Source organism: Chitinivorax sp. PXF-14, from assembly GCF_040812015.1.
Classification (GTDB): domain Bacteria; phylum Pseudomonadota; class Gammaproteobacteria; order Burkholderiales; family SCOH01; genus JBFNXJ01.
In genome coordinates this window covers 461,502-475,801 of the sequence record NZ_JBFNXJ010000001.1, presented here as the reverse complement: position 1 = coordinate 475,801, position 14,300 = coordinate 461,502, and the positions used below count along the sequence as shown (strand labels likewise).

16 protein-coding genes are annotated in these 14,300 nt (G+C 62.7%); 7 read left to right on the top strand and 9 right to left on the bottom strand.

Features of this window, described 5'->3' with window-relative positions:
* Positions 1–194 precede the first annotated feature (194 nt).
* Positions 195–2,879 (bottom strand): GNAT family N-acetyltransferase, encoded by a 2,685-nt coding sequence (locus tag ABWL39_RS02280; protein WP_367786763.1) that lies wholly within the window; start codon positions 2,877–2,879, stop codon positions 195–197.
* Positions 2,880–3,095: 216 nt separating this feature from the next.
* Between ABWL39_RS02280 and cysS the strand changes: the two genes are divergently transcribed.
* The 7 genes from cysS to ABWL39_RS02245 all read left to right on the top strand — a co-directional run bounded on the left by cysS (position 3,096) and on the right by ABWL39_RS02245 (position 7,881).
* The gene (gene cysS / locus ABWL39_RS02275) at positions 3,096–4,463 is read left to right on the top strand and encodes a cysteine--tRNA ligase (RefSeq protein ID WP_367786761.1); all 1,368 of its coding nucleotides are present in this window, start codon (positions 3,096–3,098) and stop codon (positions 4,461–4,463) included.
* Between the two features lie 11 nt (positions 4,464–4,474).
* Positions 4,475–4,957 carry a Cys-tRNA(Pro) deacylase gene (ybaK, locus tag ABWL39_RS02270; RefSeq protein WP_367786759.1) on the top strand — a complete coding sequence of 161 codons (483 nt, stop codon included), beginning with the start codon at positions 4,475–4,477 and terminating at the stop codon, positions 4,955–4,957.
* A 6-nt stretch (positions 4,958–4,963) separates the two neighbouring features.
* Positions 4,964–5,536, top strand: coding sequence for a class I SAM-dependent methyltransferase (locus ABWL39_RS02265; protein ID WP_367786757.1), 573 nt, complete (start codon positions 4,964–4,966; stop codon positions 5,534–5,536).
* A gap of 12 nt (positions 5,537–5,548) precedes the next feature.
* Positions 5,549–6,145, top strand: a complete 597-nt coding sequence (locus ABWL39_RS02260) for a trimeric intracellular cation channel family protein (protein WP_367786756.1) — start codon at positions 5,549–5,551, stop codon at positions 6,143–6,145.
* A gap of 69 nt (positions 6,146–6,214) precedes the next feature.
* Complete coding sequence (locus tag ABWL39_RS02255; RefSeq protein WP_367786755.1) at positions 6,215–6,826, top strand: CoA pyrophosphatase; 612 nt, start codon at positions 6,215–6,217, stop codon at positions 6,824–6,826.
* Positions 6,827–6,940: 114 nt separating this feature from the next.
* The gene (locus ABWL39_RS02250) at positions 6,941–7,378 is read left to right on the top strand and encodes a hypothetical protein (RefSeq protein ID WP_367786753.1); all 438 of its coding nucleotides are present in this window, start codon (positions 6,941–6,943) and stop codon (positions 7,376–7,378) included.
* A gap of 158 nt (positions 7,379–7,536) precedes the next feature.
* Positions 7,537–7,881: a hypothetical protein gene (locus ABWL39_RS02245; protein ID WP_367786751.1), complete on the top strand. Its 345-nt coding sequence runs from the start codon at positions 7,537–7,539 to the stop codon at positions 7,879–7,881.
* A 16-nt stretch (positions 7,882–7,897) separates the two neighbouring features.
* On the opposite strand, the gene ABWL39_RS02240 is transcribed toward ABWL39_RS02245, so the two are convergent.
* From ABWL39_RS02240 to lptB, 8 genes are all read right to left on the bottom strand, one after another.
* Entirely contained in the window at positions 7,898–8,581 is a 684-nt protein-coding gene (locus tag ABWL39_RS02240; protein WP_367786749.1) for a flavin prenyltransferase UbiX, read from the bottom strand.
* A gap of 8 nt (positions 8,582–8,589) precedes the next feature.
* Entirely contained in the window at positions 8,590–9,138 is a 549-nt protein-coding gene (locus ABWL39_RS02235; protein WP_367786747.1) for a surface-adhesin E family protein, read from the bottom strand.
* Complete coding sequence (gene rapZ / locus ABWL39_RS02230) at positions 9,138–9,974, bottom strand: RNase adapter RapZ (RefSeq protein WP_367786745.1); 837 nt, start codon at positions 9,972–9,974, stop codon at positions 9,138–9,140. Before rapZ ends, ABWL39_RS02235 begins: the two co-directional genes overlap by 1 nt.
* A 67-nt stretch (positions 9,975–10,041) precedes the next feature.
* Positions 10,042–10,992: an HPr(Ser) kinase/phosphatase gene (hprK, locus tag ABWL39_RS02225; RefSeq protein WP_367786743.1), complete on the bottom strand. Its 951-nt coding sequence runs from the start codon at positions 10,990–10,992 to the stop codon at positions 10,042–10,044.
* A complete protein-coding gene (locus ABWL39_RS02220) occupies positions 10,979–11,449 on the bottom strand; it encodes a PTS sugar transporter subunit IIA (RefSeq protein WP_367786742.1) in 471 nt (156 codons plus the stop codon). Before ABWL39_RS02220 ends, hprK begins: the two co-directional genes overlap by 14 nt.
* 284 nt (positions 11,450–11,733) lie before the next feature.
* Positions 11,734–12,075 (bottom strand): ribosome-associated translation inhibitor RaiA, encoded by a 342-nt coding sequence (raiA, locus tag ABWL39_RS02215; RefSeq protein WP_367786740.1) that lies wholly within the window; start codon positions 12,073–12,075, stop codon positions 11,734–11,736.
* 18 nt (positions 12,076–12,093) lie between these two features.
* On the bottom strand, positions 12,094–13,524 hold the full coding sequence (locus ABWL39_RS02210) for an RNA polymerase factor sigma-54 (RefSeq protein ID WP_367786738.1): 1,431 nt from the start codon (positions 13,522–13,524) through the stop codon (positions 12,094–12,096).
* Positions 13,525–13,573: 49 nt separating this feature from the next.
* Positions 13,574–14,296, bottom strand: a complete 723-nt coding sequence (gene lptB / locus ABWL39_RS02205) for an LPS export ABC transporter ATP-binding protein (protein WP_367786736.1) — start codon at positions 14,294–14,296, stop codon at positions 13,574–13,576.
* Positions 14,297–14,300 lie beyond the last annotated feature (4 nt).

Here is a 14,300-nt window from a genome sequence, read left to right as displayed (position 1 = left end):
TTATAGATGTACCTGCCCGCCCCGGCAGCCCTGCCGGAACGGCTGCATCACGGCCGCTGTGCCACGGGAGAGGTTCAGCGTTCGATACCAAGGGCCCGTTCCAATATCCGGAACAGGCTCTGCGCGGACGACCAACTCAATGCCCGCCGCCTCCCTTTGAGCATAGGCAAGCGGGAATTGTTCCTCCACTTTTTTTACAGGGTTTTGATGGCGCGACGCAACGCCGCGTCCTCCTCATGGTTGCGGATCGCAAAACCGAGCCTTTCCATCAGCTTGAGCATATTGCTGTTGGCGGCGAAGATTTCCCCTTCGATGACCTTGAGCCCCTTGAGCCGCGCCGCGTCGAATAGCCGGTTCATCAACAGCGAGCCCACCCCCTTGCCCTGCCAGTCGTCCGCTACCACCAGCGCGAACTCGCACGACTCGCCATCGGGGTTGGCGGCAAAGCGGCTGACACCGATCTGCCGCTCCTGGCCGTTCTCGTCCACGATATAGCCGATCAGCGCGAGCTCACGCGCGTAGTCGAGCTGGGTGAGGCGTATCAGCAAGCTGTCGGGCAGCTGCTTCATGGTGTTCATGAAGCGGTTGTAGCGCGATTCCTCGGACAGGCCGCGCACGAAGATCTGCTGCAGCTCCGCGTCTTCCGGGCGCATCGGGCGGACGTTGACGATCGTGCCATCCTTCAGCGTAGCGGCCGAGATCAGATCGGCCGGGTAAGGGTGGATCGCCATGTGGCCGTAGCGCCCGCCCATCGTCGAATACGGGGCCAGCACGATGCGCGCGTCGAGCGCCACGACCCCGTTCTCGTCGGCGAGGAAGGGGTTGATGTCCATCTCGCGGATCTGCGGCAGCTCGCACACCATTTCCGAGACGCGCAGCAGCACACTCTTCACGGCATCGATACGTGCCGCAGGCAGATTGCGGAACTCGTGTAGCAGGCGGCTGACGCGGGTGCCCTGGATCATCTTCTCGGCCAGGAAATCGTTGAGCGGCGGCAACGCCACCATGCGGTCGTTGATGATCTCGACCGTGATGCCGCCAGAGCCAAACGCCACCAGCGGCCCGAACACCGGGTCGTGCGTGACGCCGACCATCAGCTCGCGGCCATGGCGCAGGCGCACCATCGGCTGCACGGTGACGCCGTTGATCTTGGCGTCGGGCCGGCGCAGGCGCGCGCCGTCGACGATCAGGCGAAACGCGTCGCGTACCGCCTCGGCATTCTTGAGGCCGAGCACCACGCCGTTGACGTCGGTCTTGTAGAGGATGTCGGTCGAGTTGATCTTGAGCGCCACCGGGTAGCCGAGCTGCTCGGCGATCGCCACGGCCTGGTCCTGATTCTCCGCCGGGATGCTGGTCGCGATCGGGATATGGAAATACGACAGCAGCTGCAGCGCCTCGTGGCTCGCCATGACCTGCCGCCCGGAATCGAGCACACGGTCGATCAGCGCCCGCGCCTCGTCGAGCTGTGGCGGGTCTTCCTTGTGGGCGAGCGGCCCGGGCACCTGCAGCAACAGCTTCTGGTTGCGCTGGTAGACGGCCAGCGCCCAGAACACCTCGATTGCGTTCTCAGGCGTACGGTAATGGGCGAGCTTGTGCTCGGCAAACACCCGCCGCGCGGCCTGCACCTTGCCTTCCCCCATCCAAACCAGCAGCAGCGGCTTGTTAAACTCGCCTCGCAGCTTGGCCATGACGCGGGCCGTAGCCTCGGCGTCGGTATGGATTTGCGGGGTGTAGATGACCACCACGCCGTCGACGTTGCCGTCGGCCAGGCAGGCGCGCGTTGCGGCTTCAAAGCGCTCGGGCGGCGCGTCACCAATGATATCGACCGGATTGGCGCGCGACCAGGATGCCGGCAGCGCCTTGTCGAGCTGGGCGATGGTCTCATCCTTGAGCTTGGCCATGCGCACGTGCAGGTCCGACATGCGATCGGCCGCCATCACGCCGGGCCCGGCGCCATTGGTGATGATGGCCAGGCGCGGCCCGGTGGCGCGGTAGTTGGAGGTCAGCACGCGCGCGGCGGCAAACAGGTCGGCCACGCTGCGCACGCGCACCGCGCCGGCACGGCGGATGCACGCTTCGAACGCATCATCGCGCCCCACCATGGCGCCGCTGTGCGTATGCGGGCTTTGCAGCACCATGCCATTGCGCCCGGCCTTGATCACGATCACCGGCTTGGTGCGCGAGGCGGCGCGCAAGGCGCTCATGAACACGCGCGCGTCGCGGATGCCCTCGATGTAGAGCAGAATGCCGCGCGTCTGCGGGTCGTTGACGAGGAAATCGAGCACCTCACCGAAATCCACGTCCACCGTCGCGCCCAGCGACACGACGCTGGACAGGCCCACGTCGTTGGTCTCGGCCCAGTCGAGGATTGCCGTGGACAGCGCCGTCGATTGCGACACGAGCGCCAGGTTGCCCGGCCTGATGGCACCGACATAGTCCGTGGCGTTGAGCCCCAGCGCCGGCCGCATGATGCCGAACAGATTGGGCCCCAGCAGCCTGAGCCCGCCCTTGCGCGCCAACTCACGCGCCCGGTTGAGCGCCTGGGCATGCTCGTGGTCGGCCATGATCAGGCCCTGCGACAGGATCACCGCGGCCTTGACGCGCTTCTTCACGCAATCGGCCACCACATCGGCGAGCACTTCGCCCGGTGTGGCGATGACGGCCAGGTCCACCGGCCCGTCGATATCCTGCACATGATGGTGCACGGGTAGCCCGTGCACGGTGCGGTGATGCTTGTTCACCGCGTAGATCTTGCCCTGATACTTGGCAGCCTGCAGATTGCGCGTCACCACGTCGCCGAGCGAACCGGCGCTCTCACTCGCGCCAATCACCGCCACCGATCCCGGCGCAAACAAACAACTCAGATAGTGCGGGCCCATGCGCCGCTCCTGTATGTCATATCGTTCCCTCGATCTTAACAGAACCCGGTCACCACATTTTTACCTGGATCAAGCCCAGAGAAGTTTTAGTCCAGCAAGGAACATGCCCAATTGCGGCCGGCGTTCAAGCAAGACGGCAAGATTTGCTAGAATACGAGACCGGCCCGGCACCATCATCGCCCGGCTCCGTTACAGAATAGCCGCTCAAGGAACACCATGCTCCACATCCACAACTCGCTGTCCCGCCAGAAAGAAGTCTTTACCCCGATCACGCCCGGCAAGGTCAATATGTACGTGTGTGGCATGACGGTGTACGACTACTGTCACCTTGGCCACGCACGGGTCATGGTGGTGTTCGATATGGTGCAGCGCTGGCTGCGCACCAGCGGCTACGCGGTCAACTATGTACGCAACATCACCGACATCGACGACAAGATCATCAAGCGCGCGGCGGAAAACCAGGAAACCATCGAGGCGCTGACCGGCCGTTTCATCCAGTACATGGACGAAGACGCCGCCGCGCTCGGCGTGCAAAAACCCGACCACGAGCCGCGCGCCACCCAGCATGTGCAGGGCATGATCACGATGATCGAGCAGTTGATCGCCAACGGCCTCGCCTACCCGGCCGACAACGGCGACGTCTACTACTCGGTGCATGGCTTCGCGGGCTACGGCAAGCTGTCGGGCAAATCGCTCGACGACCTGCGCGCGGGCGAGCGCGTCGATGTCGACCCGCACAAGCGCGACCCACTCGATTTCGTGCTGTGGAAGGCATCGAAGCCGGGCGAGCCGTCCTGGGACAGCCCCTGGGGCGCAGGCCGCCCCGGCTGGCACATCGAATGCTCGGTGATGAGCTGCCATCACCTGGGCGAGCATTTCGACATCCACGGTGGCGGGCAGGACCTGCAGTTCCCGCACCACGAGAACGAAATTGCCCAGGCCGAGGGCGCGCACGGCCATACCTATGTCAACTACTGGATGCACAACGGCTTCCTCAACGTCGACAACGAGAAGATGTCGAAGTCGCTCGGTAATTTCTTCACGATCCGCGACGTGCTGGCCCAGTACGATGCCGAAGTCGTGCGCTTCCTCATGTTGCGCACGCACTACCGCGGCCCGCTCAACTATTCCGACGTCCATCTGGACGACGCCAAGCACGCGCTGACGCGCCTCTACACGGCGCTCAAGAACGTGCCTGCAGCTGCGGTCGAGATCGACTGGAGCAACGAATACGCCAAGCGCTTCCAGGCCGCGATGAACGACGACTTCGCCACGCCCGAAGCGGTATCAGTGCTGTTCGAACTGGCCAACGAGGTGAACCGCACGCAATCGGCCGCCGAAGCCGGCCTGCTCAAGGCTCTGGCCGGCCTGCTCGGCTTCCTGCAACGCGATCCGCAGGCCTTCCTGCAGGCGGGCTCGGCCGACGGCCTCAGCAACGAACAGATCGACGCGCTGATCGCGCAGCGCCTCGACGCCCGCAAGAACAAGAACTGGGCCGAATCCGACCGCATCCGCGACGAGCTGAAGGCTGCCGGCGTGATTCTCGAAGACGGCTCGCAGGGCACCACCTGGCGTCGCCAGTAAGGGCCGGCCACATGTCGCAGGACAAGGTTCCCGTCACCGCCGCCGTGCGCGTGCTGCGCCAGCACAAGGCGGCGTTTACCGACCATCTCTACGAATACGAGGAGCATGGCGGCACCACGGTCAGCGCACGCGAGCTCGGTGTCGATGAGCACGCCGTGGTCAAGACGCTGGTCATGGAGGACGACGCCAAGCGGCCGCTGGTGGTGCTGATGCATGGCGACCGCGAAGTCTCGACCAAGAATCTCGCGCGCCTGATCGGCGTGAAAACCATCGTGCCCTGCACGCCCGATACCGCCAACAAGCACTCGGGCTACATAGTCGGCGGCACCTCGCCCTTCGGCACGCGCAAGGCGATGCCGGTGTATATGGAGCAGACAATCGCCGAGCTGCCGCGCATCTACATCAACGGCGGCAAGCGCGGCTACCTGGTCGGCCTCGACCCCAGGGTGGTGCTGGACATCCTGCGCCCGACGCTCGTCAACGTCGCGATCTGAGCCGCCATGGACGAGCGTTTTCCCACCTCCAACCCGCAGGCGTCCCGGCCATCGCCGTGGCTCGCCGGCCATTTCGGCCTGATTCGTGCCGGCGGCCACGTGCTCGATCTGGCATGCGGCTATGGGCGCCACGCCCGCGCACTGACGGCGCTTGGTCACCCGGTGCTGGCGGTGGACCGGGACCCGCAGGCGCTAGCGACGCTGGCCGGCACGCCGGGCATCACCACGCTCACGGCCGACCTCGAAGGGGCGCCGTGGCCACTGGCTGGCCAGCGTTTCGACGCCATTCTGGTCAGCCATTACCTGCATCGCCCGCTGTTTGCCCACCTGCTGGGCGCGTTGGCGGAGGATGGGGTGCTGCTCTACGAAACCTTCGCCCGGGGCAACGAGCAATTCGGCCGCCCGCGCAACCCGGATTTCCTGCTGCATCCCAACGAATTGCTGACGGCGTTTGTGCCGTCCCTGACGGTCGTGTCGTTCGCGCAAGGCGTGGTCGACACACCTCACGCGGCGGTCGTCCAGCGGCTCTGCGCGGTCGGCCCGGCCTACCCCTGGCCGCCCCGCCTGCCGGCAGCCTGAGCCAGCCATCCCGTGGAACTGCTGTCCGTCGTCGGCACCATCGCATTCACCGTCAGCGGCTATCTGATCGGCGTGCGCAAGCGTTTCGACCTGCTGGGCATCGTCATCCTCGCGTTGCTGACCGCGATTGGCGGCGGCATCGTGCGCGATGTCACGCTCAACCACCTGCCCCGCATCTTCCTCGACAGCCGGCCTCTGTGGGCCATTTTCGGTACGCTGGGTGTGGCCTGGGTGGTACAGCTGCACCGCCGCAGCCACGTCTGGCTATCCAGGCTGTTCATCGTGGCGGATTCGGCAGGGCTGGTCGCCTTCAGCCTGACCGGAGCGCAACTGGCGCTCGACAGCGGCCTTGGGCTGTTCGGCGTGGTATTCATCGGTTTCATGACCGCGGTGGGGGGCGGCCTGATCCGCGACATGCTGGTCAACGACGTCCCTTTCATCCTGCACAAGGACTTCTACGGCAGCGTCGCCATCCTCGTCGCGGCGGGGTTGTTTGCGTTGTCGCGCCTCGACGCCGTCAGCCACGTGTCAATCTATACCCTTGCGGCGCTGGGGCTGACCCTGCGCCTGCTCGCCCATGTGCGCGACTTCCAGCTCCCCAAAGCCTGACGCGACGCCCCGCCCGCAGTGCTAGAATGAATTCATCCCCATAGCGGAGCGGGCCCGCCAAGCATCACCATGACTTTCGACGAAACCCTGCAGTGGCTGCGCGAGCGGCTGGCCGCGCCCTTGCCGCCGATGCACCGGGGTGACCGCCCGGAACTCCCCGAAGGCCCGCTGACCCCGGCGGCCGTGCTTGCCCCCATCGTCTTTCACGATAGCGGCCCAACCATTCTGCTGACCCAGCGCACCCATCACCTGAGCAAGCATGCCGGGCAGATCAGCTTCCCCGGCGGCCGCGCGGAGCCTCATGACCCGAGCCCGGAAGCCACGGCGTTGCGCGAGGCGGAAGAAGAGGTCGGCCTGCCGCGCGCGCATGTCATGCTTGCCGGACGGCTGCCGGAGTACATCACCATCACCGGTTTTCGGGTGACGCCGGTGGTCGGGCTGGTGCGCCCGGGGTTTTCATTGCAGCTCGACGTCAACGAGGTCGAGCAGGCATTCGAAGTCCCTCTCGCCCATCTGCTCGACCCACTCAACTACCAGCGCCACCCTTACCAGATTGGTGAACGCAGCGGCAGCTACCTGGCCGTGCCCTATGGCGAACACTTCATCTGGGGCGCCACGGCGGCCATGTTGATGACGCTGAGTGAATGCCTGCGCCCCAGCCCACGTCGGCCGGGCGACTAGAAGCGAAATTATATTTACTTTAGAATCAGTGACAAACCGCCCGGCAAAGGCAAGAGCACAAGCCTCACGCCAATGCCAGGGCAAGCCGATCGACCAGACCCGCGCAGGTACAAGATGGCGCAATTTGACACGCAAATCGTCCCAACCCATTTGCTGCAGTCCGCCCCCTATCGCCAGTTGATGGACTGCTGGCTAGGCCATGACCCGGAGCACGAGCCGTGGCAGGAACAGGTCGAGCACGGCCTGAACACGACACGCGACCTCTATCTGAGTGCCATGCATACGCAGCAGCTATGGGCCAGCTGGTCCGATAAGGTTGTCGGCGATGCCCGCGACAACTTCATTACCATGCTGAGCCAGCTCGCCGCCGCCCTACCCGCCGCCGCAGGCAGTCTGACGCCGGTGCGCTCGGCGGTGATCGCCGGCTCCTGCGCCTACACATCGCTCTCGAAGGCTTCGCGCCAGGTCAGCCACTTTGCCAGCGCCAACCTCTCTGCGGCGGCGATTCATGCGTTCAAGCAAGGATATCGAGAAAGCCGCAAGCACGGCTGACAGGGCGCCACAGCTCACCTCACATGGAAATCGCCACCGGGCCCGGCAGCTTGGCCATGCGCGACAAAAAATATAATCCTGCCTGCGCACGACCATCTGTAACACTGTCAGACATTTGTGCTATAAATAATCAGGCCGATAGCCACGAATAGCCAAGCATGAATACAGCCATCGTGATCAACCTTGATTACGAACGATATGGGAATGAACTCTGCAGCCAGTACTGGCACCGCATCAGTGCCGTCATGGAGGCATCCGGCTTCGTTCGCAGCAACCGCATGTTCCTCAGCAACCTGCAGCAGGACGAAGCCTTCCAGAACGCACGCTGGGTGATTGGCCAGATCGACGAACACACGCGCCACAACCCGGTCACGCTGCTACAGGCAATCCGCGAGTTCTACGGGCTCGACTACACCCAAGTCACCAATCTGATCACCCCCCCCCCCCAGACCATCGCCGTCGAGTTCATCGACAACGAGCTGGCCCCACAAACCGTCAACTGACACCGCAGCACGGGCTTCAGCATTCGAATGCAGGGGCATCCTCCAGACCGCCCCAGCGCTTGATCAGCGCATTGCCGATACCAATTTGATCGAGTATCCGCGATACCACGAAGTCGATGAGATCACCCACGGCCTGCGGGTGCGTGTAAAAACCGGGATTTGGAGGCAGGATCGTGGCCCCGGCTCGCGCCAGCAACGCCATATTGTCCAGATGGATGACCGAGAACGGTGTCTCGCGCGGGACCAGCACCAGTGGCTTGCGTTCCTTCAGCATGACATCGGCCGCCCGCTCGATCAGGTTATCGCTCATGCCGTGCGCGATCGCCGCCAGCGTACCCATCGTGCAGGGGCAAACCACCATTGCATCGGCAGGGTGCGAACCTGAGGCGACGGGCGCAAACCATTCCTCACGCCCAAATACCTTCAATTGTCCCGGGGCCGCCTCGAAACGCATCGCCAGAGCCTGCTCGACATCCGCGGCACGTGACGGCAACAACCAGTCCATTTCCTGCTTGGCAACGATCTGTGCCACCTGCGAATACAGCAGCCAGACCCTGGCACCACTTGCCAGCAGGCACTGCAGCAGGCGCATGCCATAGGGCATACCGGACGCGCCGGTCAGCGCAAGCGTGACAGTCTTGCCGTCGGCCCGCTCGACCCGCGGGGGCTGGGCGAGCAGTTGTTCATAGCAATCGAGCATGGCGTCCTCTAACGGGGAGTGGGAACAGGCTCGCCAGCCGGGCCCGCCTCCGGCTGTCTTCCATTGCTGCCGACCTGTACCGAGGGCTGGCCGGCGCTGTCCATGCCCGGTACCGGGCGTTTCGAGCCGATCATGCGGCACAGGGTTTGTTCCAGGCTGTCGGCCAGGGAATCCGGCACGATGGGACTGGGCTCCCGGTCAGGCTCAGCAGCCTGGTCAATCAGCTTCCCGGCCTGATCGTACAGCAGCCAGTTTTTCATCTGCAGCGTGTGACGCGCGCAATCGAGGCGTTCGTAGAACAGTGCGGACCCCGCCTGACCGTGGCGGCTCAATTGCGGCTGTGTAAACACCACACGGCGCCAATAGGTGATTTCTTCACCATCAATCAGCAGCCGGGATTTGTCCAGGCTGTGCAGATGGGTATCGGCCGTGGTGCGCATCGCCAGCCAGTCCGCCGCGGCCACCATGTCTGGGCACACGAACAACAGCAAGGCTAGGCAGAGCCTGTCCACGCTCAGCAGCGCTCTGCGGCCGCTCCCCAAGGCTGCGCCAGCCATCAGGGCAGCTCGCGATGCCGCACCATGACCTGCTGTTCGCCCGCAAAGCGCTTGCTCAAGCGCTCGGCCATATAGACCGAGCGATGCTGGCCACCGGTGCAACCGATGGCAACCGTCAGGTAGCTGCGGTTGTCCTTGATGAAACATGGCAACCAGCGTGCGACATAAGTTTCGATGTCCAGATACATCGCCTCGACCTCTTCATGCGCCAGCAGGAAGTCGATCACCGGTTGATCGCGCCCGGTCAACGGCCTCAGCACCGGGTCGTAATGCGGGTTGGGCAGGCAGCGTACGTCGAACACCAAGTCGGCATCGAGCGGAATGCCATGCTTGAAGCCGAACGACTCGACGATCAGGGTCACGCGGGATTGATCGAGCTCGACGAAGGTCTTCACCCAGTTGCGCAGCGCATTGGCATTGAGGTCGGAGGTATCGATACGATGGCCGAGATCGCCCACCCTAGCCAGCATCTCGCGCTCCAGGCTGATCGCTTCGGTGACGGTCAGGGTCGAGATGGCAAGAGGATGACGGCGACGGGTTTCCGAGAAGCGCTTGACCAACGCGTCCTGCTTGGCTTCAAGGAAGAGCAGGCGCACATCGACCCCCTGCGCCCGCAGAGCATCGAGCTGCTGGGGCAGCGCATCAATGCTCGGCCCTCCGCGTACATCCACGCTGATGGCGATCTTCTCGTTGCCTTCGGTACACAGGTAGCTGGCAATGTCCGGCAGGAAAACCGTCGGCAGATTGTCGATACAGTAATAGCCGCTGTCCTCCAGCATCTTGAGCGCCACGCTCTTGCCGGACCCCGAGAGGCCAGTAATCAGAATCAACTGCATCGCGTATTTTCCTTGAGAATCATTCAGTGTCGGGCCGCACAACAGGTTTAGGCACACATGGCCCGGTCTAGTTCATGCCTTCGCCCGATTCCATATAGCGTTGCTGCCGTTCGATGAATTCCTTGGTGCTGTCGAGCCCACGCAGCTGCAGGATGTAGTTGCGTACCGCCGCCTCCACCAATACCGCCAGGTTGCGGCCCGCGGCCACCGGCAGCATGACGCGGCGCACCGGTACGCCGAGCACATCCTGCGTGGCTTCGTGCGAAGCCAGCCGGTCGAGCATCACCATGTTTTCAGGGTTGGCCTTCTGCAGGTGGATGATCAACTTCAGCGTCTTTTTCGGGCGCACCGCCGTTTCACCGAAGATCGCCTTGATGTTGAGGATGCCCAGACCGCGCACTTCGAGGAAGTCACGCAGCATCGGCGGGCAGCGCCCTTCGAGTATTTCCGGTGCGACGCGGAACACCTCCACCGCGTCGTCGGCAACCAGCCCGTGGCCGCGCGAGATCAGCTCCAGCGCCAGCTCCGACTTGCCCATGGCCGAGTCACCGGTAATCAGCACCCCCACCTCCAGCACGTCGAGGAACACGCCATGCAAGACCGTGGACACTGCCAGCGCCTTCGATAGATAGAAGCGCAGCACGTCCATCAGGTAGGGGCTCTTCTCCGGCGAGCTGAACAGCGGCACCGATGCCGACTCGCAGGCATCCACCAGGACCTGCGGCACCCTCTCTCCATTGGCCACGATCATGGCCGCCATCTGGTTCGAGAACAGATGCTCGATCGAGGTACGCAGCACGTTGCCATCCAACGCGCGCAGATAGTCCATCTCCGCTACACCGAGCACCTGCACCCGGTTCGGGTGAACGAAATTGAGGTGCCCGACCAGCGCCAGCGTCGGCTTCTGCACGATATCGTTGGTCAGCAGATTACCGGCCCCGGCCGTGCCGGCGACCCAGGTAAGCTGCATCTTCTTGGCGTTGTCGTCGTAGAGCTGCTGAACGCTAATTTGGGGCATACGGCTCCCAGCCCATGATCAGGCGATGCGCTTCGGCGGCGTCGGTTGCCTGCTCGAGTTTTTCGCGGAACAGCTTGTGGCTGAACATATCGGCCAGCTCGGACAACAGCTGCAGGTGCAAATCCGTTGCGGTTTCCGGCACCAGCCAGACAAACAGCAGACCCACCGGTTTGCCGTCGGGGGCATCGAATGGAATCGCCTGCTTGAGTTTGACGAAGGCGCCGATCGCCTCCTTGAGCCCCTTGACGCGACCGTGTGGCACAGCCACGCCGTGCCCAAGCCCGGTGGAGCCCAGTTTCTCACGCGCAAACAGCGCATCGAATACCGTGCTGCGGCCGATATTGTTGTTGTTTTCAAACAGCAGGCCGACTTGTTCGAATACCCGCTTCTTGCTTGCCACGTCGAGATCGAAGAATACGTTCTCGGCTGGCAGAATTTTCTTGATCAGAAGACTCATACACGACGCCGCTACACGGCGCCCCAAATTCAGCAAATATTGGCAATTCTAGCCCGCTAAGCCCTGCGCTGCCACCATGGCGCCAGCCAGGCATCGTATTGAGCGGGCAGCTGTGGCGTGCTTGCGACGCCCGCCCTCACGCCAGACGAACATAACAAGTAAAAAGAGGGGCGCGGAACGCCCCTCTCATCCAGCACAGCCCATATTGGTCGATACGTCTTTGCTACCCACTCTGGGCGGCCGCGCGGCGCCATCGGCGCGACGACCACCGGGGACTCGACCGATTATTCCTCTTCGGCCATCTCACCCAATTGCTGATGCTTGATACCGCCATCGTGTCGGCGTTCTTGGAACTTCTCCTTGTATTTCAATACTTGGCGATCCAGCTTGTCAGCCAAGGCGTCGATGGCAGCATACATGTCTTCATCGGTGGCCTCGACGTGTATGTCTTTTCCTCGCAGGTGGACATTGACATCAATCTTCTGTTGCAGCTTGTCGACCGACAGCACGACGTTCACGTCGATGACATGATCGAAATGCCGGGTGACACGGTCCAGCTTCGAAATCACATAGTCACGAATGGCTGGCGTGATTTCCAGGTGATGCCCACTGAGGTTGAGATTCATAAGGTTCTCCTTACTTCGTTACAGGGACTTGCGCTGGTTAACCGGGGGGATCTGCATGGCTTCGCGGTACTTGGCAATCGTGCGTCTGGCGACGACGATGCCCTGCTTGGCCAGCAAATCGGATATGACACTGTCTGATAACGGCTTTTTCTGGTCTTCTCCGCCCACCAGCTGTTTGATGAGCGCCTTGATCGCAATGGCGGAGCATTCGCCGCCAGCGTCCGTCTCTACATGACTGCCAAAAAAATACTTTAGTTCAAAAATGCCGCGCGGTGTGAGCATGAACTTCTGCGTGGTGACGCGCGAAATCGTCGACTCATGCAGATCCAGCGCCTCGGCAATGTCGCGCAGCACCAAGGGCCGCATGGCAACTTCACCATGCTCGAAGAAGCGGTACTGCCGATCGACGATGGCCTGCGCCACGCGCAGGATGGTGTCGAAGCGCTGCTCCACATTCTTGATCAGCCACTTGGCCTCCTGCAACTGCATGGCGAGTTGCGAGCCGCCATTATCTCGGTGCTGCTGCAGGATATTGGCGTACATGCGGTTGATCTTGAGCTTGGGCATGGCGGCACCGTTCAGGCTGGCCGTCCAGATGCCCTTGACCTGCTTCACCACGACATCGGGCACGATGTAGCGGTTCTCGCTCTGCGCAAACTCGGCGCCGGGGCGCGGGTTCAGGTTTCGGATGATGGTCTGGGCGTCTTTCAGCGCAGCATCGTCGCACCCGAGTAACTTCTTGAGACGGGTGTAATCCTTGCTCGCCAGCAGGTCGAGATGCTTCTCCGCAATCTGCAGTGCGGTGCGAACCGAGGGCGTGTTCGGCATGCCGGACAACTGCAGCACCAGGCATTCAGCAATGCTGCGCGCGCCGATGCCGACAGGCTCGAGGTTCTGCAGATGATGCAGCGCGATGCGCAGCTCGTCGAGCTCGACTTCCAGTTCTTCCGGCAAGGTCTCCAGAATCTCTTCGAGCGGCACAGGCAGGAAGCCACCCTCGTCGAGGTTGTCGATCAACACCGACACCAGGGCCCGGTCGCGGGTCTCGAGCTGCATCAGGCGCAGCTGGTCTTCCAGATATTCGCGCAGCGTCGGCACATCGGCCGTCTGCTGCTGGTAGTCGCTGTCATCGTCGTCGTCGCGTGGTGCGCTGGCGTAGCTCGGCTCACCCCAGTCATCGGACGAGAAATCTTCATTGCTGCCTTGTGGTTCTTCTGCCGGCGTGTCGCTCGGCTGCGATGCGCCCTCGCTCGAAAACTCCTGCGGCGACGGCATGTCAGGCGCGCTGCCTGGCTCGTCGGCGCGCTCCAGCATCGGGTTTTCCTGCAGGAAACGCTCGATCTCCTGGTTCAGGTCCAGCGTGGACAGTTGCAACAGCTTGATCGACTGCTGCAACTGCGGCGTCAATGCGAGATGTTGGGAGAGTTTGAGTTGTAGAGATTGCTTCATATTGTCGACGGTGCGGTTCGGGGCCCGCCCCGTGCGTAGCTTGCGCGATCTAGAGCCTGAAGTGCTCGCCCAGGTAAACTTTCCTCACACATTCATTATAAACAATTTCATCCGGCTTACCCGCGGCAAGCACCGACCCATCGTTAATAATGTACGCGCGATCGCAAATGCCGAGCGTCTCACGCACATTGTGGTCGGTGATCAGCACACCGATGCCGCGCGATTTGAGAAAGCGGATGATTTTCTGGATATCGAGCACCGCGATCGGGTCGACGCCAGCAAACGGCTCATCCAGCAGGATGAAGCGCGGGTTGCTCGCCAGCGCCCGCGCGATCTCGACGCGCCTGCGTTCGCCACCGGACAGGCTGACCGCCGCCGAATCGCGCAGATGGGCGATGTGCAGATCGTGCAGCAGGGCTTCGAGCTGATTCTCGATGGCGGCCTTGTCACGCTCGCGCAATTCGAGGATCGCCTGGATGTTCTGCTCGACCGTCAATTTCCGGAAGATCGAGGCCTCCTGCGGCAGATAGGATAGCCCCATGCGCGCCCGGCGGTGGATCGGCAGATGGGTGATCTGCTGGCCATCGAGCTCGATATCGCCACCATCGGTCGGCACCAGGCCAACGATCATGTAGAAGCTCGTGGTCTTGCCCGCGCCGTTCGGGCCAAGCAGGCCGACAACCTCGCCGCTGTCGATGTTGAGGGAAACGTCACGCACCACGGTGCGCGACTTGTAGACCTTCTTGAGGCTCTTGACGACCAGATGACTCATGCCT